This window comes from Micromonospora sp. WMMD735 (assembly GCF_049178995.1).
Taxonomy (GTDB): domain Bacteria; phylum Actinomycetota; class Actinomycetes; order Mycobacteriales; family Micromonosporaceae; genus Micromonospora; species Micromonospora wenchangensis.
In genome coordinates this window covers 3,542,848-3,569,800 of record NZ_JBMHMJ010000002.1, presented here as the reverse complement: position 1 = coordinate 3,569,800, position 26,953 = coordinate 3,542,848, and the positions used below count along the sequence as shown (strand labels likewise).

Annotated in this window: 25 protein-coding genes; 20 read left to right on the top strand and 5 right to left on the bottom strand. The window is 74.3% G+C overall.

The features are described from left to right. Positions 1-194: 194 nt before the first annotated feature. From ACN268_RS15080 to ACN268_RS15045, 8 genes are all read left to right on the top strand, one after another. A complete protein-coding gene (locus ACN268_RS15080; protein WP_421483745.1) occupies positions 195-2,225 on the top strand; it encodes a TIGR03960 family B12-binding radical SAM protein in 2,031 nt (676 codons plus the stop codon). A 178-nt stretch (positions 2,226-2,403) separates the two neighbouring features. After that, the gene (locus ACN268_RS15075) at positions 2,404-3,123 is read left to right on the top strand and encodes a TIGR03936 family radical SAM-associated protein (protein WP_421486900.1); all 720 of its coding nucleotides are present in this window, start codon (positions 2,404-2,406) and stop codon (positions 3,121-3,123) included. Between the two features lie 131 nt (positions 3,124-3,254). Further along, positions 3,255-6,398, top strand: a complete 3,144-nt coding sequence (locus ACN268_RS15070) for an Rne/Rng family ribonuclease (protein WP_421483744.1) — start codon at positions 3,255-3,257, stop codon at positions 6,396-6,398. 143 nt (positions 6,399-6,541) lie between these two features. Then, complete coding sequence (locus ACN268_RS15065; protein ID WP_421483743.1) at positions 6,542-7,036, top strand: hypothetical protein; 495 nt, start codon at positions 6,542-6,544, stop codon at positions 7,034-7,036. A 181-nt stretch (positions 7,037-7,217) separates the two neighbouring features. Continuing rightward, on the top strand, positions 7,218-7,532 hold the full coding sequence (gene rplU, locus ACN268_RS15060; protein WP_067312477.1) for a 50S ribosomal protein L21: 315 nt from the start codon (positions 7,218-7,220) through the stop codon (positions 7,530-7,532). Positions 7,533-7,543: 11 nt separating this feature from the next. Beyond that, positions 7,544-7,795 (top strand): 50S ribosomal protein L27, encoded by a 252-nt coding sequence (gene rpmA / locus ACN268_RS15055; protein WP_421483742.1) that lies wholly within the window; start codon positions 7,544-7,546, stop codon positions 7,793-7,795. Between the two features lie 157 nt (positions 7,796-7,952). After that, a complete protein-coding gene (obgE, locus tag ACN268_RS15050; protein ID WP_421483741.1) occupies positions 7,953-9,416 on the top strand; it encodes a GTPase ObgE in 1,464 nt (487 codons plus the stop codon). A 70-nt stretch (positions 9,417-9,486) separates the two neighbouring features. Beyond that, complete coding sequence (locus ACN268_RS15045) at positions 9,487-9,936, top strand: GNAT family N-acetyltransferase (protein WP_421483740.1); 450 nt, start codon at positions 9,487-9,489, stop codon at positions 9,934-9,936. Positions 9,937-9,980: 44 nt separating this feature from the next. Here the strand turns inward: ACN268_RS15045 and ACN268_RS15040 are convergent, their stop codons facing one another. Next, positions 9,981-10,640, bottom strand: a complete 660-nt coding sequence (locus ACN268_RS15040; protein WP_421483739.1) for a DUF6766 family protein — start codon at positions 10,638-10,640, stop codon at positions 9,981-9,983. Positions 10,641-10,741: 101 nt separating this feature from the next. Then, entirely contained in the window at positions 10,742-11,224 is a 483-nt protein-coding gene (locus ACN268_RS15035) for a DUF4383 domain-containing protein (RefSeq protein WP_421483738.1), read from the bottom strand. Between the two features lie 197 nt (positions 11,225-11,421). Between ACN268_RS15035 and ACN268_RS15030 the strand changes: the two genes are divergently transcribed. From ACN268_RS15030 to ACN268_RS15020, 3 genes are read left to right on the top strand one after another with little or no spacing between them, the layout of a single operon-like run. Next, the gene (locus ACN268_RS15030) at positions 11,422-12,222 is read left to right on the top strand and encodes a hypothetical protein (RefSeq protein WP_421483737.1); all 801 of its coding nucleotides are present in this window, start codon (positions 11,422-11,424) and stop codon (positions 12,220-12,222) included. A 31-nt stretch (positions 12,223-12,253) separates the two neighbouring features. Next, positions 12,254-12,718 carry a phage holin family protein gene (locus ACN268_RS15025; protein WP_421483736.1) on the top strand — a complete coding sequence of 155 codons (465 nt, stop codon included), beginning with the start codon at positions 12,254-12,256 and terminating at the stop codon, positions 12,716-12,718. Continuing rightward, complete coding sequence (locus tag ACN268_RS15020) at positions 12,715-13,365, top strand: DUF3618 domain-containing protein (RefSeq protein WP_421483735.1); 651 nt, start codon at positions 12,715-12,717, stop codon at positions 13,363-13,365. The genes ACN268_RS15025 and ACN268_RS15020 overlap by 4 nt, the downstream gene beginning before the upstream one ends. Positions 13,366-13,433: 68 nt before the next feature. On the opposite strand, the gene ACN268_RS15015 is transcribed toward ACN268_RS15020, so the two are convergent. Further along, complete coding sequence (locus ACN268_RS15015; protein ID WP_421483734.1) at positions 13,434-14,537, bottom strand: glycosyltransferase; 1,104 nt, start codon at positions 14,535-14,537, stop codon at positions 13,434-13,436. Then, entirely contained in the window at positions 14,534-15,808 is a 1,275-nt protein-coding gene (locus tag ACN268_RS15010) for a cytochrome P450 (RefSeq protein ID WP_421483733.1), read from the bottom strand. The genes ACN268_RS15015 and ACN268_RS15010 overlap by 4 nt, the downstream gene beginning before the upstream one ends. A gap of 202 nt (positions 15,809-16,010) precedes the next feature. Between ACN268_RS15010 and ACN268_RS15005 the strand changes: the two genes are divergently transcribed. Continuing rightward, complete coding sequence (locus tag ACN268_RS15005; protein WP_421483732.1) at positions 16,011-16,403, top strand: hypothetical protein; 393 nt, start codon at positions 16,011-16,013, stop codon at positions 16,401-16,403. Between the two features lie 122 nt (positions 16,404-16,525). Here ACN268_RS15005 and ACN268_RS15000 read toward each other — a convergent pair whose 3' ends face one another. Further along, on the bottom strand, positions 16,526-16,744 hold the full coding sequence (locus ACN268_RS15000) for a DUF397 domain-containing protein (protein WP_067312494.1): 219 nt from the start codon (positions 16,742-16,744) through the stop codon (positions 16,526-16,528). 66 nt (positions 16,745-16,810) lie between these two features. Between ACN268_RS15000 and pepN the strand changes: the two genes are divergently transcribed. The 8 genes from pepN (at position 16,811) to holA (ending at position 26,952) form a co-directional block, all read left to right on the top strand. Beyond that, a complete protein-coding gene (gene pepN, locus ACN268_RS14995; protein WP_421483731.1) occupies positions 16,811-19,327 on the top strand; it encodes an aminopeptidase N in 2,517 nt (838 codons plus the stop codon). Positions 19,328-19,384: 57 nt separating this feature from the next. Continuing rightward, on the top strand, positions 19,385-19,981 hold the full coding sequence (gene nadD / locus ACN268_RS14990) for a nicotinate-nucleotide adenylyltransferase (RefSeq protein WP_421483730.1): 597 nt from the start codon (positions 19,385-19,387) through the stop codon (positions 19,979-19,981). Positions 19,982-20,091: 110 nt separating this feature from the next. After that, complete coding sequence (gene rsfS / locus ACN268_RS14985; RefSeq protein ID WP_204926278.1) at positions 20,092-20,496, top strand: ribosome silencing factor; 405 nt, start codon at positions 20,092-20,094, stop codon at positions 20,494-20,496. Next, positions 20,493-21,122 (top strand): histidine phosphatase family protein, encoded by a 630-nt coding sequence (locus tag ACN268_RS14980; RefSeq protein WP_421483729.1) that lies wholly within the window; start codon positions 20,493-20,495, stop codon positions 21,120-21,122. Before rsfS ends, ACN268_RS14980 begins: the two co-directional genes overlap by 4 nt. A 105-nt stretch (positions 21,123-21,227) precedes the next feature. Next, positions 21,228-22,079 carry a DegV family protein gene (locus tag ACN268_RS14975; RefSeq protein WP_421483728.1) on the top strand — a complete coding sequence of 284 codons (852 nt, stop codon included), beginning with the start codon at positions 21,228-21,230 and terminating at the stop codon, positions 22,077-22,079. A gap of 451 nt (positions 22,080-22,530) precedes the next feature. Continuing rightward, positions 22,531-23,433, top strand: coding sequence for a helix-hairpin-helix domain-containing protein (locus ACN268_RS14970; RefSeq protein ID WP_421486899.1), 903 nt, complete (start codon positions 22,531-22,533; stop codon positions 23,431-23,433). Next, positions 23,430-25,787: a ComEC/Rec2 family competence protein gene (locus ACN268_RS14965; RefSeq protein WP_421483727.1), complete on the top strand. Its 2,358-nt coding sequence runs from the start codon at positions 23,430-23,432 to the stop codon at positions 25,785-25,787. The genes ACN268_RS14970 and ACN268_RS14965 overlap by 4 nt, the downstream gene beginning before the upstream one ends. Before the next feature lie 184 nt (positions 25,788-25,971). Further along, positions 25,972-26,952: a DNA polymerase III subunit delta gene (gene holA / locus ACN268_RS14960; RefSeq protein ID WP_421483726.1), complete on the top strand. Its 981-nt coding sequence runs from the start codon at positions 25,972-25,974 to the stop codon at positions 26,950-26,952. Position 26,953: the final 1 nt, after the last annotated feature.

The window sequence follows — 26,953 nt, the reverse complement described above, 5'->3', positions numbered from 1 at the left end:
ACCGGGCCGCCACCTCGACCAATCGGCCGCCCCCCGGCCCCCCGCCGACCGGGAAGCCTCGCACAGCCGGCCCGGCACCCCGCCGGTGCGGTCCCCGCCGCCCGGCCGACCGACGACGGTGCATCGGGTGACGGGAGCGGGCAGGCCGGCGGTGCGGCGAGCCGTCCGCCGGTGGACGCGTACCCTTGGGCTCCATGAGTGCTCCGTCCACGACCCCGCGCCCCGCCGCGGCCCCGACCGACGACGCGGCGGTCGCGTCGCCGCACCACGACGCCACGTTGTCGGTGTGGCCCCGGCTGGAGGCGCTGCTGCCCCAGGTGACCAAGCCCATCCAGTACGTCGGTGGCGAGCTGGGCGCGGTGGTCAAGGACTGGGACGCGGCGACCGTACGGTGGGCGCTGATGTACCCCGACGCGTACGAGGTGGGGCTGCCCAACCAGGGCGTGCAGATCCTCTACGAGGTGCTCAACGAGCTGCCCGACGTGCTGGCCGAGCGGACGTACGCGGTCTGGCCGGACCTGGAACGGCTGATGCGCGAGCACGACGTGCCGCAGTTCACCGTCGACGCGCACCGCTCGGTGCGCCGGTTCGACGTGTTCGGGGTCTCGTTCTCCACCGAGCTGGGCTACACCAACCTGCTCACCGCGATCGACCTGGCCGGCATCCCGATGCTGGCGGCCGACCGCACCGACGCCGACCCGGTGATCGTGGCCGGCGGGCACGCCGCGTTCAACCCGGAGCCGATCGCCGACTTCATCGACGCCGCCGTGCTCGGCGACGGTGAGGAGGCGGTCCTGGAGATCACCACGATCGTCCGGGAGTGGAAGGCGGAGGGTTCCCCGGGTGGCCGGGACGAGCTGCTGCTGCGGCTGGCCCGCACCGAGAGCGTCTACGTGCCGCGCTTCTACGACGTGGACTACCTGCCCGACGGCCGGATCCAGCGGGTGGTGCCGAACCGCCCGGACGTGCCGTTCCGGGTGCACAAGCGCACGACGATGGACCTGGACGCCTGGCCGTACCCGAAGAAGCCGCTGGTGCCGCTGGCCGAGACGGTGCACGAGCGGTACGCGGTGGAGATCTTCCGGGGCTGCACCCGGGGCTGCCGGTTCTGCCAGGCCGGCATGATCACCCGTCCGGTGCGGGAGCGGTCGATCACCACCGTGGGGCAGATGGTGCAGCAGGGGCTGGAGTTCTCCGGCTTCCACGAGGTGGGGCTGCTGTCGCTGTCGTCGGCCGACCACTCCGAGATCGGTGACATGTGCTCCGGCCTCGCCGAGCAGTACGCCGGCACCAACGTGTCGCTGTCGCTGCCGTCGACCCGGGTGGACGCGTTCAACATCGACCTGGCGCAGGAGCTGTCCCGCAACGGCCGGCGCACCGGGCTGACCTTCGCCCCCGAGGGCGGGTCGGAGCGGATCCGCAAGGTCATCAACAAGATGGTGTCGAAGGACGACCTGATCCGTACGGTGGTCACCGCGTACACCAACGGCTGGCGGCAGGTGAAGCTGTACTTCATGTGCGGCCTGCCCACCGAGACCGACGCCGACGTCCTGGAGATCGCCGACATGGCGCACGAGGTGATCCGGGCGGGGCGGGCCGCCACCGGCTCCAAGGACATCCGCTGCACCGTCTCGATCGGCGGGTTCGTGCCGAAGCCGCACACCCCGTTCCAGTGGGCGTCGATGGAGCGGCCCGAGGTCATCGACGGCCGGCTCAAGCTGCTCAAGCAGGCCATCAACAGCGACCGTTCGCTGGGCCGGGCGATCGGCTTCCGCTACCACGACGGTGAGCCGTCGCTGATCGAGGGGCTGCTCAGCCGGGGGGACCGCCGGGTCGGCGCGGTGATCCACGAGGTGTGGCGCAACGGTGGCCGGTTCGACGGCTGGAGCGAGCACTTCTCGTACCAGCGCTGGGTGGACGCCGCCGCGGCGGTGCTGCCGGGCTTCGGCGTCGACCTGGACTGGTACACCACCCGCCAGCGCGACGAGCTGGAGGTGCTCCCCTGGGACCATCTCGACTCGGGCCTGGACAAGGACTGGCTCTGGCAGGACTGGCAGGATTCGCTGGGCGAGTACGAGCAGGACGACTGCCGGTGGACCCCGTGCTTCGACTGCGGTGTCTGCCCGTCGATGGACACCGAGATCCAGATCGGGCCCACCGGCCGCAAGCTCCTACCGCTCACCCCGGTGACCGCGTTGAAGGTGCCCACCGGCGCCCAGCAGTGACAGGCGACGGGACGGGGCGGCGCGCCACGGCGGGCCACCCGTCCCGTTGCGGCGGGTGTGCGGCTATCGTCACCGGCAGCCCGCGCCACGGGGACCGGTGACCAGACCGAGGAGTACGACGATCAGCAGGAAACCACAGCCGGAGGGCGGGCAGGCGCCTGTCGTCCAGCGTGTCCGCATCCGGTACGCCAAGCGCGGGCCGTTGCGGTTCACCTCCCACCGGGACTTCGCCCGCGCCTTCGAGCGCGCCCTGCGCCGGGCCGCCGTGCCGGTGGCCTTCTCCCAGGGCTTCACCCCGCACCCGAAGATCTCCTACGCCAGCGCCGCCCCCACCGGGGTGGCCAGCGAGGCGGAGTACCTGGAGGTCGGCCTCCAGGCGGTGGTGGACCCGGAGCAGCTACGGGTGGCCCTCGACGCGGCGCTCTCGCCCGGCCTCGACGTGCTGGACGTGGTGGTCGCGACCGGGGGCAGCCTGGCGGAGCGGATCGAGGCGTCGTACTGGCGCATCGAGCTGCCCGGGGTCGAGCACGCGGTGGCGCAACGGGCGGTTGCCGCCTTCGTGGCCGCCGACGAGGTGCAGGTCGAGCGGATGACCAAGCAGGGCCGGCGGACGTTCGACGCGCGGGGCGCGGTGACCCGTATCGATGTGTTGCCGCCGGTGCAGACGCCTTCCGGGGCAGCGGAGCCGTCGTGTGCGATACTCGAACTGGTCGTACGGCAGGTCACCCCGTCCGTGCGACCCGATGACGTCCTTTCCGGCCTCCGCGTGGTGGCCGCCCTGGAGCCGCCGGTCTCCCCGAGGGTGATCCGGCTGGCGCAGGGCGTGTTGACCGCGCAGGGCGCGATCGTGGATCCGTTGGACGCGGACCGCGACGGGGCAGCCATCGGAGAACGCTGACCGTCGGTCGGCGTTCTGGCAGGCAGACTTCGGCGGTCGCGCACGTCGCGCGCCCGGCGGAAACACTTTTGCGGCGATCCTGCGTGGCAGCGCTCACCCGCGCCCGGGGCCGCCAGAACTGGAGAACGTCCATGCTCGAGAACGAGCCCGAGGGCGGCGAACGGACCGGTTCCCAGCCGGCCGGCGACACCGCCGACAGCACCAGCGGCACCGGCGCGGGAGTCGCCGCCACGCCACCGGAGGGCGCTGCCGCGTCCACGGACGGCACGGCGGCACCGACCCGGCGGCGGGCCACCCGACGGCGGGTCGCGCCGCTGAGCCAGCCGGAACTGACCGGGGGAGCGCCCGCCGAGGCGTCCGGCAGCGCCCCGTCGGCCACCGACGAGTCGCAGCAGGCCGAGGTGATCGTTCCGGTCGCCGGTGAGCTGGACTCCGCGCCGAAGGCCACCCGCCGCCGTCGCAAGGCCACCCCGGCCAAGGCCACCGAGGAGCCGGTGGTCGTCGACGGGGTCGAGGAGGGCAGCGCGGAACTGGTGCCGCCGGTGAAGGTGACCCGGACCCGGCGGAAGAAGGCCGTCGCCCCGGCGGCGACCGAGCCGCCCGTCGAGGCCCCGGCGTCCCCGCCGGCCGCCGAGGCGGTGACCGGCCAGCCGTCGGTGGGTGAGGTTTCCGCAGCCCAGGGCGATGCCCCCGAGGAGGAGCCCGCCGTGGAGGCGGCTGCCCCGACCGAGCCGACCGTCGCCGACCAGGCCGAGGAGCCGGTGGCCGAGCAGGCCGTGGTCGCGGAGCCCGTGGCCCAGGAGCCCGCGGCCGACCGACCGGCCCCCGGGTCGACGTCGCCGGTCGCCGGTGGGCAGACCGGGGAGGTGTCACCGGGCGTCGCCGTGCCGGCCGCCGACGAGCCGGTGGAGCCGGCCGAGCCGCAGCCGCGTACCCGCCGGCGACGGGCCGCGATCGCCGCGCCGACCGTCCTGTTCATGGCCCCGCAGCCGGAGGAGCCGCCGGTCTTCCGGGTGGTCGAGCCCGGCCCGGTCGCCGAGGAGCCCGTCGAGGAACCGGTCGAGACCGGGCGGCGACGTCGCCGTGGCCGCCGTGAGGTCGAGCCGGTCGAGGCCGTCGAGCCGGTCGAGGTCGTCGCGGAGGAGCCCACCGGCGAGACCGAGGAGGGCGTCGACGACGAGGACGAGGACGACGACGAGTCGGCCGCCGCGCGTCGCCGTCGCCGCCGGGGCCGCCGGGGCCGGGGCCGGGGCAAGGGCGGTGCGGACGACACCGACGAGGACGAGACCGAGGAACCGGCCCAGGCCGAGGCCGAGGGGGAGGGCGACGACACCGAGGACGAGGGTGACGGGGACGGCCTGACCCGTCGTCGGCGTCGCCGTCGCCGTCGGGGTGCCGGTGACGGCGAGGGTGGCGCCGACGACGGCGTGCCCACGGTGGTCAAGATCCGGGAGCCCCGCAAGGCCGTCGACGAGGTGCAGGGCGTCTCCGGTTCGACCCGGCTGGAGGCCAAGCGCCAGCGCCGCCGGGACGGCCGCGAGCAGCGCCGGACCCGCCCGCCGATCCTGAGCGAGTCGGAGTTCCTGGCCCGCCGGGAGGCGGTCGACCGGGTGATGGCGGTGCGCCAGCGGGGCGACCGTACCCAGATCGCGGTCCTGGAGGACGGCGTCCTGGTCGAGCACTACGTCACCCGTAACTCGTCGGGCACCATGGCCGGCAACGTCTACCTGGGCAAGGTGCAGAACGTCCTGCCCAGCATGGAGGCGGCCTTCGTCGACGTCGGGCGGGGACGCAACGCCGTCCTGTACGCCGGTGAGGTCAACTGGGACAGCACCGGCCTGGAGGGGCGCTCCCGCTCGATCGAGCAGGCGCTGCGCTCCGGCGACTCGGTGCTGGTCCAGGTCACCAAGGACCCGATCGGGCACAAGGGCGCCCGGCTGACCAGCCACGTCGCGCTCTCCGGCCGGCACCTGGTCTACGTGCCCAACGGCAACGCCTCCGGGATCAGCCGCAAGCTGCCCGACACCGAGCGCAAGCGGCTGCGGGACGTGCTCAAGAAGCTGGTCCCCGACGGCGCGGGCGTGATCGTGCGGACCGCCGCCGAGGGCGCCAGCGAGGACGAGCTGGCCCGGGACGTCAAGCGGTTGCAGGCCCAGTGGGAGGACATCCAGGCCAAGGCGACCGCCGGTGGTGCCCCGGTGCTGCTCTACGAGGAGCCCGACCTGGTGATCCGGGTGGTCCGGGACCTGTTCAACGAGGACTTCCGCGAGCTGGTCATCGAGGGCGAGCAGTCGTACGGCATGGTCGAGTCGTACCTGTCGCACGTCTCGCCGGACCTGGTCGACCGGGTGCGCCGGTACGTCGGCACCGCCGACGTGTTCGCCGAGTACCGCATCGACGAGCAGATCATCAAGGGGCTGGACCGGAAGGTCTTCCTGCCCTCCGGCGGTTCGCTGGTGATCGACCGCACCGAGGCGATGACCGTCATCGACGTCAACACCGGCAAGTACACCGGCTCCGGGGGCAACCTGGAGGAGACGGTCACCCGCAACAACCTGGAGGCGGCCGAGGAGATCGTCCGCCAGCTGCGGCTGCGTGACATCGGCGGCATCGTGGTGATCGACTTCATCGACATGGTGCTGGAGTCCAACCGGGAACTGGTGCTGCGCCGGCTCACCGAGTGCCTGGGCCGGGACCGCACCAAGCACCAGGTGACCGAGATCACCTCGCTCGGCCTGGTGCAGATGACCCGCAAGCGGATCGGGGCCGGTCTGCTGGAGGCGTTCAGCGAGCCCTGCGAGTGCTGCAAGGGCCGCGGCCTGGTGATCCACACCGAGCCGGTGCCGGAGAAGCCGCGTACCGGTGGCGGCGCGGGCGAACGGGTCAAGGCCGTCGCCTCGGCGGTGACGACCCCGGCGGCCGAGCCGACGGCCACCGCGACCACCCCCTCCGCGCGGCGGCGCGCCCGCAAGGCGGCGACGGTGGAGCGGGCCGTGGTGGAGACCACCGAGACCCCCGAGGTCGAGGTCGCCGCCCCGGCGGCCGACAACGGCTACCACGACACCATGGGCTACGACCTGTCCCGATACGAGTCGCAGACCCCGGCCGCCCCGGCCGCGGCCGACGCCCAGACCGGCGAGTCGGCCCGGCTCGCCGGGGCGGACGATCCGGACGCGCTCGGCGACTCCGACTCCGACGGCGACGACGACGGGGAGGCCGGCACGGGCCGGCGGCGCTCCCGCCGGGGCGGTGCCCGCCGCCGTACCCGGCCGTGACCGGCTGAGCCGTACCCGGCCGTGACCGGCTGAGCCGTACCCGACGGCAGCGGACCCCTTCCCCGGCGTACCGCCGGTGGGAGGGGTCCTGCCGTGCCGTGGGTACGGCGATACCATCGGTCACCCCCGGCTAGGAGAAGACCATGCGCCGCCTGCCCGCCGCCCTCGTGGTGACCGCCGTCCTGCTGGCCGGTGTCGGCTGTTCCGGTGACCGGGCCGACGCGCCGACGGCCTCCGGTCGGCCGTCCGGTGCCGCCACCCCCGCCTCCGTGGTCCCGTCGGCGGCGGTGAGCGGCTCCCCGGCCGGCGGCAACGGGCCGCAGGTCTGCGCCGACGCCGAGGCGGCGTCGACCACGGCGGTGCGCACCTACGTCGAGGAACTGGGCAAGATGATCGCGGCGGTCGGCGCGAACGACAGCGCGGCGGCGGACACCGCCCGCAAGCGGGCGGAGACGGCGCTGACCACCTGGCGGACGGCGCTGCGGCAGCAGTCCGGCCGGGCCACCGACCCGCAGTTGAAGACCCTGCTCACCGACCTGGCCACCGAGATCGGCCGGCTCGGCACCGACGTCGACTCGATCGACGAGACCGAGCTGGACCGGCTCCAGCAGCGGCTGGACCAGCTCTGCGCCCGCTGACCGCGGGCCCGGCCGGGCGGGGGGTCGGTTTGGGTGGCGGGCGGGTGATGGCGTACTCTTTCCTGCGGCGCACTTTGGTGTGCCGAGTTCCCGCGTGCCCGCGCTGCCGGTGTCACAGCTACCCGGCGAGTTGCCATGGGAACGACCGCCAGCAGCCTCAACGACAGGGAGTCCGCCTCCGATGTACGCGATCGTCAAGACCGGCGGCAAGCAGTACAAGGTCGCCGAGGGCGACGTGATCGAGGTCGAGAAGCTCACCGGTGCCCCCGGTGACGCGGTGAAGCTCACCGCGGTGCTCCTCGTCGACGGTGACGACCTGGTGACCGACGCGGCGAAGCTTGCCAAGGTCGCGGTGTCCGGCGAGATCGCCGCGCACACCAAGGGCCCGAAGATCCGGATCCACAAGTTCAAGAACAAGACCGGCTACCACAAGCGCCAGGGTCACCGCCAGCCGCTGACCCAGGTCAAGGTGACCGGCATCTCCAGCGGGAAGTAGGTCGTCGGACAATGGCTCACAAAAAGGGTGCGTCCAGCTCGCGTAACGGTCGTGACTCCGCGGCCCAGCGACTCGGCGTGAAGCGCTTCGGTGGTCAGGTCGTCAGCGCGGGTGAGATCATCATCCGTCAGCGTGGCACCAAGTTCCACCCCGGTGACCTGGTCGGCCGCGGTGGCGACGACACGCTCTTCGCGCTGGCCGCCGGCTCGGTCCTGTTCGGCACCAAGCGGGGTCGCAAGACCGTCAGCATCGTGCCGCAGTAACACGCAGGCGAAGCGGGCCGCGGACCTGGGGGTCCCGGCCCGCTTCGCCGTTTCAGGTGGGGGATGCTCCCACCGCCGGGTGCCCGCCGCCGTCGCGGCGGGGCCCGGGGGGTGCTTTTCAGGTGCGGGGGCCGACCCCGCTGGAAGGATTGGCGTCGTGACGACGTTCGTTGACCGGGTCGTCCTGCACATGCAGGCCGGCGACGGCGGGCACGGCTGTGTCTCCATCCACCGGGAGAAGTTCAAGCCCTTCGGCGGCCCGGACGGGGGTAACGGCGGGCACGGCGGCAGCGTGTCGCTGGTGGTCGACCCGCAGGTCACCACCCTGCTCGACTTCCACTTCCGTCCGCACCTCAAGGCCGAGAACGGCAAGGGCGGCGCGGGCTCGAACCGGGACGGCGCCAACGGCCACGACCTGCTGATCAAGGTGCCCAACGGCACCGTCGTGCAGACCCTCGACGGCACGGTGCTGGCCGACCTGGTCGGCGCGGGCACCACCTTCGAGGCGGCCCGGGGCGGGCGCGGCGGCCGGGGCAACGCCTCGCTGGCCAACGCCCGACGCAAGGCCCCCGGCTTCGCCGAGCTGGGCGAGCCCGGCGACCGGCTCGACGTGGTGCTGGAACTCAAGAGCGTCGCCGACGTCGGTCTGGTGGGCTTCCCGTCGGCGGGCAAGTCGTCGCTGATCTCGGTGATCTCCGCCGCCAAGCCGAAGATCGCCGACTACCCGTTCACCACCCTGGTGCCCAACCTGGGCGTGGTCCGGGTGGACAACCACACGTTCACCGTCGCCGACGTGCCGGGGCTGATCCCCGGGGCGGCCACCGGCAAGGGGCTGGGCCTGGAGTTCCTGCGCCACGTCGAGCGGTGCGCGGTGCTCGTGCACGTGGTCGACACGGCGACCCTGGAACCGGGGCGGGACCCGCTGGCCGACATCGACACCATTGAGGCGGAGCTGGCCGAGTACGGCGGGCTGGCCGACCGGCCCCGACTGGTGGCGCTCAACAAGGTCGACGTGCCGGACGGGCAGGACCTCGCCGACATCGTCCGCCCCGACCTGCAGGCGCGCGGATTCCGGGTGTTCGACGTCTCCGCGGCGACCCGGGAGGGGCTCAAGGAGCTGACGTACGCGATGGCGGAGCTGGTGGACCAGGCCCGCCGCGCCGCCCCGCCGGCCGAGCCGACCCGGATCGTGATCCGGCCGAAGGCCGTCGACGACGCCGGGTTCACCATCGAGGCGCAGGCCGACGGCTCGTTCACCGTGCGGGGCGTACGACCCGAACGCTGGGTCCGGCAGACGAACTTCGACAACGACGAGGCGGTGGGTTTCCTCGCCGACCGGCTGGCCCGGCTGGGCGTGGAGGAGAAGCTGGCCAAGGCCGGCGCCAACCCCGGGGACCTGGTCCGCATCGGTGAGCGGGAGTTCGACTGGCAGCCCACCCTGTACGCGGGCGTCGACTTCATCCCCGGCAACCGGGGCACCGACGTCCGGCTGGAGGAGAAGTCGACGCGTCCCGCGGCGGCCGAGCGGTTGGCCGCCCGCAAGGCGCGTCGGCAGCGCCCGGAGGACGAGCTGGACCCGGCCCCGGAACCGGCGGACGACGACGAGGACGACGAGGAATAGCCCGGTACCGGTCGGGTCCGGGTCGTTTCCTGGAAACCTTCGTGAAACGGACCCGTCCTACCGTGGGCTGATGCTGATCGAGTCCCGTCCCGCCACCGACCCGGAGGTCGACGCGCTGGTCGCCGCCCAGCAGCGGGAGCTGCGCGAGGCCGACGGCGGGCTGGACGGGCAGGTCACCGTGGTGCACGACGACGTCCGCTACCTGGTGGTGGTCGACGGCGGCCGGGTGGTCGCCTGCGGTGGCCTGCAGTCCCTCGACGACGGGACCGGCGAGTTGAAGCGGATGTACGTGCGGCCGGCCTACCGGGGGCGGGGGATCGCCAGGCAGTTGCTCAGCGCGCTGGAGGAGCTGGCGTTCCAGCAGGGCCACTCGGTGCTCTGCCTGGAGACGGGCAGCTACCTGCCGGCCGCGATCGGCCTCTACACCTCCTGCGGCTACCAGCCGATCCCGGTCTACGGCGAGTACGTCCACAACCCGTACAGCGTGTGTTTCGCCAAGCGGCTGCCGGTGGCGGCCTGACCCGAGCCGGCCGGGCACCTGTCTGACCCGGGCCGGCGGGGCGGTCACGCGCCGGTCTGGGCGTGCGCGGCGGTCACCGGCTTCGAATCCGGCGACGACGCCTGGCGCAGCACGATGCTCAGCAGGACCAGCGCCCCGACGGCGAGGAACTCGCTCTGCCAGTTCTGCATCGACTGGAACCAGAAGTCGCTGGTGTGCAGGAACTGCCAGGCGCTGATCGGGGCCGTGCCGCTCTGGAGCGCCTGCTCCTCGTTGTAGGCGGCCACCCCGCCGAACAGGTGCCCGACGAAGGACCCCGCGAAGATCAGCAGCAGGACCAGCGGGAGGCTGTGCCGGTACACGGCGAGCGGGAACCCGCCGGCCCGCACCGGCCACGGCGCGTCCGGCCCGGCCTCCCGTTCGTCGTCGGCGGCCCGGTCGGTGGTGTCGTCGGTCTTCGACTCGGCCGACCCCTTCTGCACCAGGTACGCGGTGAGCAGGACGTAGCCGCCCATCTGGAGGAACTCCGACTCCCAGTTCTCGAAGACGGACTCGACGAAGTGCCCGCTGCCGAGGTAGGCCCACCAGCTCAGCGTGGGTGCGCCGTATCCGGTCAGCTCCTCGTTGTGGGTCTGCCAACCGGTGACGCTCTGCAACACCAGGAAGACGGCGAACGCGCCCAGCATGGCCAGGCTCAGGGCGTTGTTCCGTAGCCAGCGCGCCATGGTGACCTCCTCGTCCGTCGATCCCGTGCCCCGGGTGCGTGGCGGGCAAACGCCGCCGTGGCACGCCGGGGTCGGGAACCACCCGCCCGGGTGACGGGAGGTCAGCCCCGGTCGAGGGGGACGTCCAGCCGGCCGCCGGTGCCGGCGTCGTTGGACAGCAGCAGGCCGACGGCGAGCATGCCGAGGCCGAGCCCCAGGTGCAGCCAGCTGTCCGCGCCGTTGACCGGGACGATGTTGGCCGGGGCGTCCCGGGAGACGGCGAAGCCGTACAGCCAGAGCGCCAGGTAGACCGCCCCGCCGACGGTGAGGTAGAGCCGGGCGCCACCGAGCCGGCGGGCCAGCACCAGGCCGACCAGCCCGAAGACCAGGTGCAGCAGGTTGTGCAGGACCGACACCTGGAACACCCCGAGCAGCTTCGCCCCGGAGTGGTGACCGGCGAAGGCCAGCTCGTCGTAGCCGGTGGTGACGCCGGGGACGAAGCCGAGGACGCCGAGCAGCAGGAAGACGGCCGCGACGGCGGCGGCGACCGTCTGGACCCGGGGCTTCGGGGCGGCCGGGGCGGGTCGTCGTACGGCGTGGGCCATCGCTGTCACCTCCAGGGAGCCAACTGCGCGGCACAGTCGGACGATCCTCACATTCTGGGCCGACCGGCGACTTTCAGCGGGGAAAACGCGAATTGTGCATGGACCCGCAAAGCGGGGGTAGGTCGAAAAGCACCGGCCGACGAGATCGGCACATCCCCCGCAACCACCGCGACGAGTATCCGAGCGGAAGGACCATCATGACGCACGATCTTTCGTCCACCACGTCATACGGACAGCAGAGCAACGGCACGGGCGTCCGGGAGCAGGCCCGCCAGGTCGGCACGGACGCCGCCCACGCCGGCGGGGCGGTCGCCCAGACCGCCCGGGAACAGGGGCACGAGGTGGTCGGCGAGGCCCGCCGCCAGGTGCGCAACCTCTACGGCGAGGCCCGTGACCAGCTCACCGCCCAGGGCGGCGAGCAGCAGCGTAAGGCGGCCGGTGGACTGCGGTCACTGGCCGAGGAGATGCGCTCGATGGCGCAGAACGGCGGGCAGGGCGGCCCCGTCACCGAACTCGCCCACCAGGCCGCCGACCGGGTCCACGGGGTGGCCGGCTGGCTGGAGGAGCGCGAGCCGGGTGACCTGCTCAACGAGGTCAAGACGTACGCCCGCCGCAACCCCGGCACGTTCCTGATCGGCGCGGCGGTGCTCGGTGTGCTCGCCGGCCGGCTCGCCAAGGGCCTCACCGCCGACGGTGGCCCCGGCGGACAAGGCGCGACGGGCGGCTACGACCCGGAGCAGACCGCCGTCATTCCGACCCAGGCTCCGCCGACCGGCTACCTCGACCCGACCCCCGGCACCTACGCCGAGCCCGACCCGGGATACCCGGCCCAGGGTACGGCCCGACCCGACGGCGCGACCGGCCGCGCCGGTTACCCCGACGACGGCACCGGCACCGGCTACGCCGACCCGGCCGGCGGCATCGGCCAGCCCCTGCCGCCGGTGACCCAGACCGATCCGCTGCCCGGCGTGCCGGCCAGCGGCGTGACCCGTCCGTGAGCCGCGCGACCAGCCGAAGGGAGGCGACGGCATGACCGTGCCGACGCAGGGGTCCGGACTGGGCTCCGGATACCACCCCGCGGGTGCGCCGCACTCCGCGGACGAGGTCAGGAACAGCTCGCTGGGTGACCTGATGCGGTCGGTCACCGCCGACCTGTCCACCCTGATGCGCCAGGAGGTGGAGCTGGCCAAGGCCGAGATCCGCCAGGAGGGCAGGAAGGCCGGCAAGGCCGCCGGGTTGTACGGCGGAGCCGGCTTCGGCGGCTACATGGTCGCCCTCTTCCTCTCCATCGCGCTCTGGGCCGGGCTGTCCAACGTGCTGGACGCCGGGTGGGCGGGCCTGATCGTCGCCGTCGTCTGGGCGGGCATCGCCGCCGTCCTCTACTCGATGGCCAAGAAGAACGCCGCGCACGTGCGGGGCCTCAGGCAGACCAACGACAGCGTGCAGCGCATCCCCGACGCGCTGAAGCCGCACCCGGAGGGAGTCACCCGATGAGCACCGATCCCGACCAGATCCGCCGGGAGATCGAGGCCACCCGCAACAGCCTCAGCACCGACGTGGACGCGCTGGCGTACAAGGTCAGCCCCGGCCGCATCGTCGACGACCGCAAGCAGCGGGCGCGCAACGCGCTCCAGAATGTGAGGGACAAGGTTATGGGTACCGCTTCCGACCTCGGCCACGGCACCAGCCACGCCGCGCACTCGGTCGGCGACCGCGCCTCCGCGGCGGCCTCCGCCGTCGGCGACGGCGCCCACGCGGCGGCCTCGACCGTCGGCGACGCCGCCCACCGGGCCCCGCAGGTGATCCGGCGCAAGTCCGAGGGCAACCCGATCGCCGCCGGCCTGATCGCCTTCGGGGTCGGCATGCTGGTCTCCTCGCTGATCCCGGCCAGCCGACGCGAGCAGGAACTGGCCGCGCAGGTCAGGGAGAAGGCCGGCGAGCACGCCGGAGCCGTCAAGGAGAAGCTGGGCGCGGTGGCCGGCGAACTCACCGAAGAGCTGCGCGAGCCGGCCCGGCAGGCCACCGAGTCGCTGCGCGGCACCGCCGAGGAGGCCGTGCACGCCGTCCGGGACGACACCCGGTCGGCCGCCCAGGAGGTGAAGGACTCCGCGCAGCAGTCCCGCGAACAGGTACGCCACTGAAGCAGCACCGGCACCGGCCCGCGGCCACCCCCGGCATCCGCCGGTGGAGGGCCGCGGGCCGCGTGCGGTCAGCGGCCCCGGGCGGCCGGGTCGGCCCGGACCCACCGGGTCAGCTCGCCCGGCTCCACCGGGGCCATCCGGCGCCGTAGCGTCCGCACCGAGTGGGCCGGGCGGCGCACCCGCCGACCGGCGTAGCGCACCCCGCCACGGCCGACCCGACGGGCCACCGCGAGCCAGCCGCAGAGCCCGCGTTCGAGCAGCCAGAACGGCGCGGCCAGGGCGGTGGCCGGGGGGAACACCGCCGTTCCGCCGGCCCGCCGCCGGCCGATCTCCGCCAGCGCCACCGCACCGGCCACCCCGCCGGCCAGCAGCCCCGGTCGGCGGGCCACCGACGCGGCCACCACCGCAGGCAGCACCGCCAGCGTCACCAGCAACCGCGCCGGTCGGGCCAGCTCGTCGTACGCCTGGCGGACCCGCTGTCCCCGGAAGTGCGCCGCGGTCGGCGGCAGCCGGCGCACGTAGAGCCAGGCGGGGCTGGCCTCGGTGCCGCCGTACGCGCGCACCGTGCGGACCAGTTCCAGGTTCTCGAAGAGCACGTCCGGGTCGTATCCGCCCATCGCCCGGAAGGTGCTGCGCCGCACCGCCAGGGTGCCCGGCCAGTCGACGCCGAACGCCCGGTTGAGCAGGGTCCGGCCGGTATCCCACCAGGCGTGCCAGGGCAGCGGGTCGAAGTAGTTCTGCGGGCGGACCAGGTCGACGGTGTCCAGCAGCCGGTGCACCACCCGCAGCTCCGCCTCGGCGTACCGGACGTCGTCGTCGGCGATCACCACGTGCTCGTGCCGGGCCGCCGCCACCCCGGTCAGCACCCCGCGTACCTTGCCGTTGAGCCCGCGCACCGCCGGATCGGGGGGCAGGTGCCGCAGCAGGCCGTGCCAGTGGGCGGCGTGCCGGGCGAACACCGGCGGCGGCGAGCCGTCGACCACGGTCACGTCGACCAGCCGGCACAGGGTACGCAGGTAGCCGGTCAGCTCGGCCAGGCCGTCGTCGTCGGTCCGGTGCAGCGGCAGGACGTACTCGACGGGGAGCCGGGGCGGGCGTGGCGGGCCGCCCGGCGCGGCGGCCGGGCGGGACCCGGCCGGGGCCGGACGCGCCGACCCGGCGGGGGCGCTCATCCGCGAGCCCCGTGATGCCGGGCGGCCGGCCTGCTGCGGACGTCGGCGAGCACCAGGCCGCTGGGCGGCAGGGTCGGCACCTTGGACAGGTCCAGGGCGAGGTCCTGCGGCGGGAGCCGGTAGTCCATCGCCCCGGTCAGCAGGCCGACCGCCTGCTTCATCAGCTCGATGGTGATCCACTCTCCGGCGCAGCGGTGGCCGCCCAGGTGGCTGCCCCCGCCCTGCGGCACGAAACCGTACGGGTCGTCCCGCCAGCCGGCGAACCGCTCCGGGCGGAACCGCTCCGGCTCGGACCAGATCCCGGGGTGGTGGTTGGTGCCGTACAGGTCGAGCAGCACCCGGCGGTCGGCCGGGAAGTGGTGCCCCTGCCACTCGAAGGGGTGCCGCACCCGGGCGAAGGCGACCGGGAAGAACGGGTAGTAGCGGCGGACCTCCTGGACGAACCACTCGGTCGGCTCGTCGCCGGCGCGCACCCGGTCCCGCCAGTCCGGATGGTCGTGCAGGGCCAGGGCGGCGAACAGGACGTACCGGTCGACGGCGACGGTGGGACGCAGCACGTTGATCAGTTCCACGGCGGCGACCCGGCGGGGGAGCAGCCGCCCCTCGGCGTCGCGGTGCTCGGCGATCACCGCGAGCGCGCTGCCCTCGGGCGCGGCCAGGGTGCCGACCCGTACCCGTTCCACCAGGTCGGCGATCCAGCGTTCGGCCCGCAGCCGACCACGCAACCCGCGCCAGTGCCGGGGGCCGAGCGCGGCCGGTCCGTCGATCATGGCCTGCATCTGGGCGTTGCGCCGGCCGACCTCGCTCTCCGGCAGCGGTACGCCCGCCCAGGCGCAGACCGCCCGCAGCAGCATCGGGCCCACCTCGTCGCGGAGCACCACGGGACCGCCGCCACCCCAGGCCGCCAGCCGGATCCGCCACTCGTCGGCGAAGAGCCGGCCGATCCGCCCGACCGCCGAGGGCGTCATGATCGACATGAACATGGCCTTGCGGTCGGCGTGGGCCGGACCGTCCAACCCCTGCACCCCACCCTGCCCGGTCAGCGTCCGCTGACCCCGCTTGGGTGCCGCACCGGCGCGCCGGAACCGCTGCGGGTCGTAGAACAGTTCCGCCGCGGCCCGCCCCCGCAGGAAGATCGTCGGCTCCAGGAGGAACCGGGCGGTGAAGATGTCCGTGTCGTAGCGCTCACACCTGTTGCTGATGAACCGGTAGCCCTCGCGAAAGAACGCCAGCGTGCTCTCCGGGCTGCGGTCGGCCGGTGTGGTGGCCATCGGGCTCTCCTGACGCGGTGACGGTGGGCGGACCCGGCTGGTCGGCCGCGGGTGGTCTACCCGGGTTCGGGGCCCTGAATCCCGCCGCGTCGCCGGACGGTGACCGGGTGCCCGCTGGCCCCTCCCGGGCCGCCGTGAACCTGGTTGAGTCGACACCGGCCACCACGGGCGGACGTGGGGCGTCGACGACGGGGAGGACCGGATGCGGGAGAACACGCCGCCGTACTGGCGTGAGCGACAGGTGGTCGACGTGCTCGGCCGGGCCGGCGGGCACCCCCCGCCGTGGCGGCCGCTGCTCGCCCGGCCGCGCCGGCCGTCCCGGCGGTTCACCGTGCACCTCGGGTTCACCGCCGACGGGCCGGAGCACGCCCGGGAGCTGGCGGTGGCGTACGCGGAGGCGCTGAGCCTGTTACGCCCGGAGTTGGTGCTGGCCTCGGTCGCGCTGTCCCCGGCCGACGCCTGGCGGGACGCGGAGCGGCTGTTCTGTTCCGCCGTCGGCCCGGACGGCGACCGCTGCGCCGACGTCGCCGGCCACCCCGGGTTCCACCACGCCCCGGGGCCGGGCGGGCTGGGCTGGGGCGAGGGGGACGGGTGAGCCGTCGTCCGGGCACCGCCGCGCCGGCCCGCGTCGGCGCGGGGCGGCAATCGCCGGACGGGCCGGTGCCCCCGGGCGCGGAGCGGTTCGCCGCGTACCGCCCGGGGGCCGCCGCCCGGCGGTCAGTCCAGGTCGAACTCGCCGTCCTGGGCACCGGCGACGAACGCGTCCCACTCGGCCTGAGTGAACACCAGCACCGGGCCGTCCGGCTCGGCCGAGTTGCGCATCCCGATCAGGTCGTCCACGAAGGCCACCTCGACCGCGCTGTCGGAGGTGTCGCCCTCGGCTCGCTGCCAGACCGCCCGGGACAGGTCGAAGTCGCCCTTGGGGTGCTGACCCATTGTTGATCCTCCATTGCCGCGCGTACCGGGGAGCCCGGCCGGCTCCCCGTCGGGCAGGATAAGCGGATGCCGAGCCTGACCCGTGTAGAGGCGACCGCGCGTCGCGCACTGATCGATGTCGAGTCCTATCAGGTGGACCTCGATCTCACCGGTGGCGACGAGCGGTTCCGCTCGACGACCACCATCCGGTTCCGTGCCGCCACCCCCGACGCCGAGACGTTCGTCGAGGTCAAGCCCGCGGTGCTGGAGGCGGTCCGGCTCAACGACCGGGAGCTGGACCCGACGGCCCTCGCCGACGGCCGGTTCCCGCTCACCGGGCTGGCGGCGGAGAACACCCTCACGGTCACCGCCGAGATGGCCTACACCAACACCGGCGAGGGGATGCACCGCTTCGTCGACCCGGCCGACGGCGCGACGTACCTCTACGCGATGTCCTTCCTGGACGAGGCCCCGCGCATCTTCGCCGCCTTCGACCAGCCCGACCTCAAGGCGCCGGTGACCCTCACCGTGACCGCCCCGCCGCAGTGGACGGTCGCGGCCAACGGCCCGCTCGCCGCCAACCCCGCCCCGGGGCGCTGGGAGTTCGCCCCCACCGCGCCACTGGCCAGCTACTTCGTCACGCTGATCGCCGGCCCCTGGCACGTACGCCGGGACAGCCATGGCGACATCCCGCTGGGCGTCTACTGCCGGCAGTCGTTGGCCGCGCACCTCGACGCCGACCTCGACGAGATCCTCACCGTCACCAAGCAGTGCCTGGACCGGTTCCACCAGCTCTTCGCCGAGCCGTACCCGTTCGCCAAGTACGACCAGGCGTTCGTGCCGGAGTTCAACGCCGGGGCGATGGAGAACCCGGGCCTGGTCACCATCCGCGACGACGACGTCTTCCGGTCGGCCGTCACCGACAGCGAGCGGGAGCAGCGGGCCACCACCATCGCCCACGAGATGGCCCACATGTGGTTCGGTGACCTGGTCACCATGCGCTGGTGGGACGACCTGTGGCTGAACGAGTCCTTCGCCGAGTACCTGGGCACCCGGGTCACCGCCGAGGCGACCCGGTTCGACCGGGCCTGGACGACCTTCGCGATCCGCCGCAAGGCGTGGGGGTACGCGGCCGACCAGCGCCCGTCCACCCATCCGGTCGCCCCGGCGGAGGTCGCCGACGCCGCCCAGGCCCTGCTCAACTTCGACGGCATCTCGTACGCCAAGGGCGCCAGCGTGCTCCGCCAGCTCGTCGCCTGGCTCGGCGACGACGCCTTCCTGGCCGGGCTCAACCAGCACTTCGCCGCCCACCGGTTCGGCAACGCCACCCTGGCCGACCTGCTGGCCAGCCTCAGCGCCGCCAGCGGGCGGGACCTCACCGACTGGGCCGACCGCTGGCTGCGTCAACCGCAGGTCAACACGCTGCGGACGGAGACCTCGGTGGACGCCGACGGCCGGTGGTCCTCGGTGGCGGTGGTGCAGACCGCGCCGTCGGAGCACCCGGTGCTGCGCCCGCACCGCATCGCGGTCGGCCGGTACGCCGCCGACGGCGCGGTGGAACGGGTCGAGGTCGATCTCGACCCGGCCGCCGACGACGGACGCACCGCGCTTCCCGCGCTGACCGGGCGGGCCACCGGGCTGCTCCTGCCCAACGACGGCGACCTCACCTTCGCCAAGATCCGGCTCGATCCGGCCTCGGTGGACGCGGTCGGCACGGTGCTGCCCACGCTCACCGATCCGCTGGCCCGTGCGCTGCTGTGGGAGGAGACGCTGGACGCCGCCACCGACGGCGAGCGGCCGGTGTCGGCGGTGGTGGCGCTGCTGACGGCGGCCCTGCCCACCGAGACCGAGGTGGCCGTCGCGGAGAGCGTGCTCGCCCGCAGCCGCAACCTGGTCGACCGCTACCTCGACCCGCTCGCCCGGGACGCCGCGCTGCTGCGTACGGCCGACGCCTGCGCCGCGCTGCTCGCCACCGCCCCGGCCGGCGGGTCGCTGCAACTGGCCGCCGCGCGGGGGCTGCTCTCCGCCACCGCCGACGCCGACCTGCTCGCCGGGTGGCTGGCCGGTCGGGGGGTGCCCGACGGGCTGGCCGTCGACGCCGAGCTGCGCTGGGCGCTGCTGCGCCGACTGGTGGTGCTCGGTGCGGCCGGCGAGACCGAGATCGCGGCCGAGGCGGCGACCGACCGCAGCGCGACAGGCGCGGAACGGGCGACCGGGTGCCGGGCGGCCCTGCCCGAGGTGGCCGCGAAGGAGGCCGCCTGGGAGATCGTCACCCGGGACACCACCCGCTCCAACCGGCTCGTCGAGGCGGCGGCCGAGGGGTTCTGGCAGCCGGAACAGGCCGAGCTGACCGGTACGTACGTCGACCGGTACTTCACCGAGATGCCGGCGGCGGCGCGGCGGCGTACCCCGTGGGTGGCCGAACGGGTCGCCCGGCTGGCCTTCCCCCGCTACGCCGTGGCGCAGCCCACGCTGGATTCGGCCGCGACCCTGCTCACCCGGGACGACCTCACCCCGGGGTTGCGCCGCAGCGTCGTCGACGCCGCCGACGACCTGCGCCGGGCCCTGGTCGCCCGCACGGCGGTCGCGGCGGCCGCCGCCTGACGGCCGGTTCGCGCCGGGCCCCGGCGGGCCCGGCGCGGGGCGGCCTACGATCATGGGGTGGAGGACGACATCCGACGGATCGGCATCATGGGCGGCACCTTCGACCCGATCCACCACGGTCACCTGGTGGCGGCCAGCGAGGTGGCCGACCGGTTCGGCCTGGACGAGGTGGTCTTCGTGCCGACGGGGCAGCCGTGGCAGAAGGCGGACACCCCGGTCAGCCCGGCCGAGGACCGCTACCTGATGACGGTGATCGCCACCGCCTCCAATCCCCGGTTCCAGGTCAGCCGGGTCGACATCGACCGGGGCGGCCCCACCTACACCGTCGACACCCTGCGGGACCTGCACCACGAGTACGGCCCGAAGGCGCAACTGCACTTCATCACCGGCGCCGACGCGCTGGAGCGGATCCTGTCCTGGAAGGATCTTGATGAGATCTTCGCACTGGCCCACTTCATCGGGGTGACCCGGCCCGGATTCGAGCTGACCGACAAGCACCTGCCGGCCGACACCGTCAGCCTGGTGCAGGTGCCCGCGATGGCGATCTCCTCGACCGACTGCCGGGAGCGGGTCGGCCGGGGGGAACCGGTCTGGTACCTGGTGCCCGACGGTGTGGTGCAGTACATCGCGAAACGGCGGCTCTACCAGCAGTGATTACGCCCGGTTACTGCTACTTCGTCCCGGTAAGCGGCCAGAACTGACAAGTCGTCTCCCCGCCGGGTGTGAGACGCTTGACGGGTCGCACTGTTGATCGAAGGAGAACGGTGACAGTTTCCGAACGCGCTCACGAGCTGGCGATGGCCGCCGCCCAGGCCGCGGCCGACAAGAAGGCGCAGGACATCGTCATCATCGACGTGGGTGACCAGCTCGCCATCACCGACGCGTTCCTGGTGGCCTCGGCGCCCAACGAGCGTCAGGTGATGGCCATCGTCGACGCCGTCGAGGAGCGTCTGCTGGAGCTGCCCGAGAAGGCCAAGCCGATTCGCCGCGAGGGTGAGCGGGGTGGCCGCTGGGTGCTGCTCGACTACGTCGACATCGTGGTCCACGTCCAGCACACCGAGGAACGCGAGTTCTACGCCCTCGACCGGCTCTGGAAGGACTGCCCCCAGCTCCCGTTCGTCGACCGCGACCTGGTCGAGGCCGACGCCGCGGGTGCCGCCGCCGAATGACCCGCCTGATCATCTGGCGGCACGGCAACACCGACTGGAACGCCGCCGGTCGGGTGCAGGGGCAGATCGACGTACCCCTCAACGACCTCGGCCGGGAGCAGGCCAGCGCCGCCGCCCCGTTGCTCGCGGCGCTGCGCCCGGCCGTCGTCGTCGCCTCCGACCTGTGCCGCGCCGCCGACACCGCCGCCACGCTCACCCGGCTCACCGGTCAGTCGGTACGCCCCGACGCCCGGCTACGGGAACGGCACTTCGGCCAGTGGCAGGGCCTCGCCCTCACCGACGCCGCCGCCCGGTTCCCCACCGAGCACGCCCGGTGGCGGGCCGGCGACCCGGACCCGGGAGCGGGCATCGAATCCCTCGACGACCTCGGCAAGCGGGTCGGCGAGGCGTTGCTCGCCGCCGTCGAGCTGGCCGACGGGGGCACCGTCGTGGTCGCCACCCACGGGGGCGCGGCCCGGCAGGGCGTCGGTCAGCTGCTCGGCTGGGACCACACCGTGCTGCGCAGCATCGGCTCGCTGGCCAACTGCCACTGGACCGAACTACGCCACAACGACCTGCGGGGCTGGCACCTGCGCGCGCACAACGTCGGCCCGATCACCCCGCCGCCACCGGCCGAGCCCGCCTGAACCGACAGGTCCGCACCGCCCCGCACCGCCCCGGACCGACCGGTCCGTGAGGTCCGTGCCGGCCGGCCGGGGCGGGTGGTCCCGGCATCGGCTAGCGTGCCGGGCATGTCCGTCGCGGTCGTCACCGACTCCACCGCCTACCTTCCACCCGGGCCGGTGCGGGCGCACCGGTTGACCGTGGTGCCGCTGACCGTCGTGCTCAACGGCGCGGAAGGGTTGGAGGGGGTGGAGACCCTCCCTGCCGACGCCACCCGGGCCCTCGGCGGCCGGCGGGTCTCGGTGAGCACCTCCCGGCCCTCCCCGGCGCAGTTCGCCGCCACGTACCGGCGGCTGCTGGCCGACGGCGCGGACGGTGTGCTGTCGGTGCACCTGTCGGCCGAACTGTCCGGCACGGTCGACGCGGCCCGGCTCGCCGCCGCCGAGGTCGGCGACCGCGTCGAGGTGGTCGACAGCAGGTCCACCGGCATGGGGCTGGGCTTCCCGGCGCTGGCCGCCGCCGGCGCCGCCGAGGCGGGCGTCGACCTGCCCGGGGTACGCGCGGCGGCGCTGGCCGCAGTCGACCGCACCACCATCTTCTTCTATGTCGACACGCTGGAGTTCCTGCGCCGGGGTGGCCGGATCAACGCGGCGGAGGCGCTGCTCGGCACCGCCCTGTCGGTCAAGCCGATCATGCACATGCCGGACGGCGCGATCGTGGTGCGCGACAAGGTGCGTACCGCCAGCCGGGGGATGGCCCGCCTGATCGACCTGGCGGTCGAGGCCGCCGCCGACGCCGAGGTGGACCTCGGGGTGCACCACCTGGCCGCTCCGCACCGCGCCGAGCACCTCGTCGAGGCGCTCACCGCCCGGCTCGGCGACCGCCTGCACGACACGTACGTCTCCGAGGTCGGTGCGGTGGTCGCCGCCCACGCCGGGCCGGGCCTGGCCGGTGTCGTGCTCCACCGCAGGCAGGGCTGAACGGGTCGGCCGCCGTGCCCGTCGGCCGGTCCGGACCGGGTCGGTCGCAGGGCCCGTCGCTCGGGTTCCACATAGCAGATCCGGCCATGATCAGGCGGTTGTCCACAGCCGCCGTCGCCGTCCACAACCGACCTCCGTCGGACCGAACGGGTGCCCTCCACCGGCCTAACCTCGCGCCGTGTCGGAGGACGAGGAAAACAGGGTGCGGGGACGGCTGTACCGGCTGACCGCCGGGGTGTCGGCGGTGGCACGGACGGCGGACCCGCCGCAGCCGCCACCCCGCCCTTACCGGCCGGGGGCGCTGCGCGTACCGGGCGCGGCGGGCGCGGGTGGGGCGTCGCCGTCGGAGGCGGGCACGGCCGGGACGGCGGCAGGTCGCCGTCCCCGGCCGGCCGCCGACGCCGGTTTCCGCGACGCCGGCTCCCTCGACCTCGGCGACTATCTCGACGATGTGCCACGCGGTCCCGGGCCGCATGGTGACGGCCCCTCCGACGCCGCTGCACGCCGACATGACGATGACTCTTCCGACGCCGGTGCACGCCGTCACGACGACGGTCCTCGCGACGCCGGTCCACGTCGCCACGACGACGGCCCTCGTGACGCCGGTGCACGGCGTCATGCGGGGGACGATCCGACCGTGTTCCGCCCCGGCGAACCGGACCACCGGCATCCCGCCGACGGTGACGACCCGGCACCGGCCGGCCGGTTGCCGGGTCCCGGTGTCTTCGACCCCGGTCGGCGCGGGGTCCGGGCACTGGCGGTCGTGGCGGTGGTCGTGGTGCTCGGCGCGGGATTCTGGGCCTGGCGGTCCCGCCCGCAGCCGGAACCGGTGCGCCCGGCGACGACCCTGGCCGGGCCGGAGTCCTCCGGCGGGCCCGCGTCGGGTCCGGCCGTCGCGCCGACCGGCGAGCTGGTGGTGGCGGTGTCCGGCCGGGTCCGCCGCCCCGGTCTGGTCCGGGTGCCGGCCGGGGCGCGGGTCGCCGACGCGGTCGAGGCGGCCGGCGGGGCGCTGCCCGGCACCGACGTGGCACTGCTCAACCCGGCCCGGAAGGTGGCCGACGGGGAGCTGATCCTGGTCGGCGTCACCGCCCCACCCGGCGCGGCAGGCTCCGGTGCGGCCCCGGCCGGGCCGACGGCGGCACCCGGCGGGGCCGCGCCGGGTGGCCGGGTCAACCTGAACACCGCCACGGTGGCCCAGCTCGACGCGTTGCCCGGGGTCGGCCCGGTGCTCGCCCAACGCATCCTCACCCACCGTGACCAGCACGGCGGCTTCCGCAGCGTGGGCGACCTGCGCCAGGTCGACGGCATCGGCGACGCCCGGTACGAACAGCTCAAGGATCTGGTGACGGTGTGACCGCCGACCGGGCACCCGACCTGCGGCTGGCCGGGCTGGCGGTGGCGGCCTGGTCGGCGGCGTTGGCCTGCCTGCACCTCACCACCCGCACGGCGGTCCTGCTCGCCGCAGGCGCCGCCGTCCTCGCCGCCCTGCTCACCGCACACCTGCTCGCGGTGCTGGGTACCCCGGCCGCCCCGGTCCGCCGGCACGGCTGGATCGCCGTCGCCGTGCTGCTCGGCGTGGTCTGCGGCGGTGCCGCCACCGCCGCCCGGCTGCACGTGCGGGACGCGGTACCACTGCGCCCGCTGGTCGACGAGCGGGCCCGGGTCACCGTCGACCTGGTGCTCCGCGACGATCCCCGCCCGGTACGCGGGGCGCCCGGCCGCCCGGCGACCCTGCTCGTCACCGCGCAGTCGGGCACCATCACCGATCCGCAGGGCCACCGCCTTCGGGTTTCGGTACGCCTGCTCGTGCTCGCCACCGACCCGGCCTGGCGGGGTCTGCTGCCGGGGCAGCGGCTGACCGCCGAGGGCAGGCTCGCCGCGCCCCGGGGCGGCGACCTCACCGCCGCCGTGCTGACCGTGTCCGGCCCACCGGTCCGGGACGGGCCCCCGCCGTGGCTCCAACGCGCCGCCGGCACCCTGCGGGCCGGTCTGCACCGGGCCTGCGCCCCGCTCCCGCCCGAGCAGGGTGGTCTGCTGCCCGGCCTGGTCGTCGGGGACACCAGCCGGTTGCCGGCCACCGTGGAGGAGGACTTCCGGGCCACCGGGATGACCCACCTCAACGCGGTCTCCGGGTCGAACGTGGCGATCGTGGTCGGTGCGGTGCTGCTGGCGGCCCGGTGGGCCCGTGCCGGCCCCCGGCTGGCGGCGGTCCTCTGCGGGCTCGCCCTGATCGGTTTCGTCGTCCTGGTCCGTCCCTCGCCCAGCGTGGTACGGGCAGCCACCATGGGGGCGATCGGGCTGGCCGCGTTGGCGGTCGGGCGGCCCCGGGCCACACTGCCGGCGTTGGCGGCGGCGGTGACCGTGCTGGTGCTCGTCGATCCGGAGCTGGCCGGGGACGCCGGATTCGCGCTGTCGGTCCTGGCGACCGGCGGATTGCTGCTGCTCGCCCCGGGCTGGCGCGACGGGCTGCGGCGGCGGGGCGTACCGGCCGGGTTGGCGGAGGCCCTCGCCGTCCCGGCGGCGGCCCAGCTCGCCTGCGGGCCGGTGGTGGCCGGCATCTCCGGCACGGTGAGCCTGGTGGCGGTGCCGGCCAACCTGCTCGTGGTGCCGGCGATCGCCCCGGCGACGGTGCTGGGGGTGACGGCGGCGGTGGTCTCGCCGGTGTGGCCGGTCGGGGCGGAGTTCGCCGCCTGGCTGGCGAGCTGGCCGGCCTGGTGGCTGGTCACCGTCGCCCGGGTGGGGGCCCGGTTGCCCGCCGGCACCCTGCCCTGGCCGGGCGGGCTGCCTGGCGCGTTGCTGCTGGCCGGGCTGACCCTGGGGCTGCTGCTGGCCGTCCGCCGGCCGCTGGTGCGCCGACTCGTGGCGGTCGGCGCGGCGGCGGTGGTGCTGGGCACCCTGCCGGTACGGCTGGTGGCGAGCGGATGGCCGCCGGACGGTTGGGTGGTGGTGGCGTGCGCGGTAGGTCAGGGGGACGCCGTCGTGCTGCCGGTGGCGGACGGCCGGGCGGTGGTGGTGGACGCCGGCCCGGAGCCGTCGGCGGTGGACGGTTGCCTGCGACGGCTCGGGGTACGCGAGGTCTCCCTGCTGGTGGTGAGCCACTTCCACGCCGACCATGTCGGTGGCGTGGCCGGGGTGACCCGGGGGCGGCGGGTGGCCACGGTGCTCACCCCGACCCTGACCGAGCCGGTGGCGGGGCGGGAACTGGTGGTGGCCGCCGTCGGGCCGGCGCGCCAGGTGGTGCCGGCGGCCGGGTGGTCGTACCGGTCGCCAGGGGTGGAGGTGGTCGTTCTCGGGCCGCCCTACCCGCTGCGGGGCACCCGGTCCGACCCGAACAACAACTCGCTGGTGCTGCGGGCCACGGTGGCCGGCGTACGCGTCGTGCTGCCCGGGGACGCGGAGACCGAGGAGCAACGGGCACTGCTGGACCGGGTGCCGCCGCACGCGTTGCGGGCCGAGGTGCTCAAGGTGGCCCACCACGGCAGCGCCTACCAGGACCCGGCCTTCCTCGACGCGGTCCGGCCGGCGGTGGCGCTGGTGCCGGTGGGGGTCGACAACGACTACGGGCATCCGAGCCCGGTGATCCTCGACCGGCTCGCCCGCTCCGGTGTGCGGGTGTTGCGGACCGACACCGACGGGGACGTGGCGGTGGTGGTGCGTTCCGGCCGGCTCGCGGTGGTCACCCGGGGCCTGCCGCCGGGCCGCCGATGATCCGCCGGTGGGGCCCGTCGACCCGGCACGTGAGGGGAACAGAAGCGAGAGAAAATCCGGACTGGAAGGGATATTGCGTGCACTAGCTGGCAATCGAGGTAAATGTCTATATTTGCGCTGAGTGCGGGGTGGGCCGTCGCAGCCGTCGATGAGCAGGCGCGATCCTCCGCCGCGCCGTGCCAAGATGAGCGACGTGACCGGCGTCGACCTTGCTCCTATTCTGCTCGTCCTCGGCGACGAGGAGCTGCTCGCCACGCGCGCGGTGACCGAAGCCGTGGCGAAAGCCCGCAGCGTCGACCCGCAGGTCGACGTCCGGGAGTACCAGGCCGGGATGTTGGCCGTCGGCGAGATCGCCGAGATGCTCAGCCCCTCGTTGTTCGGTGGCCGGCGGGTGCTGGTGCTCCGTTCCGCCCAGGACGCCCGCAAGGACCTGGTCACCGCGCTGCTCGACTACGCCCGCAATCCCGACCCGGACGTCCAGCTGGTGGCCCTGCACCTGGGCGGCGGCAAGGGCAAGGCGTTCGCCGACGGGCTGCGGGCCGCCGGCGCCACGGTCGTCCCGGCCGCGAAGCTCAAGGGACACCGCGAGCGGGTGGCGTTCGTCCGCGACGAGATCCGCCGGGGCGGGGGCAGGTGCACCGACGACGCTGCCGAGGCGTTGATCGCCGCCGTCGGCACCGACCTGCGGGAGTTGGCCGCCGCCTGCTCGCAACTGCTCGCCGACACCGACGGGCGGATCGGCGCGGACACGGTGGCCCGCTACTACCGGGGTCGGGTCGAGGTGAGCGGCTTCACCGTCGCCGACGCCACCATGATCGGCGACGTGCCGGCGGCCCTGGAGGCGTTGCGCTGGGCCCTGCACGTCGGGGTCGATCCGGTCCCGATCGCCGACGCCCTCGCCGACGGGGTCCGCACGGTGGCCCGGGTCGCCGCTGCCGGCCGGGGCGACCCCTACCAGCTGGCGAGCACCCTCGGCATGCCGGCCTGGAAGATCAAGAACGCCCAGCAACGGGCCCGGGGCTGGACGCCGGAGGGCCTGGTCGAGGCGATGCGGGCGGCGGCCGAGTGCAACGCGGCGGTCAAGGGCGGCGCCGACGACCGGGGGTACGCCCTGGAGAAGGCGGTCTTCTCGGTCGCCGCCGCCCGGCGGGGCAGCGCCCGGTGAC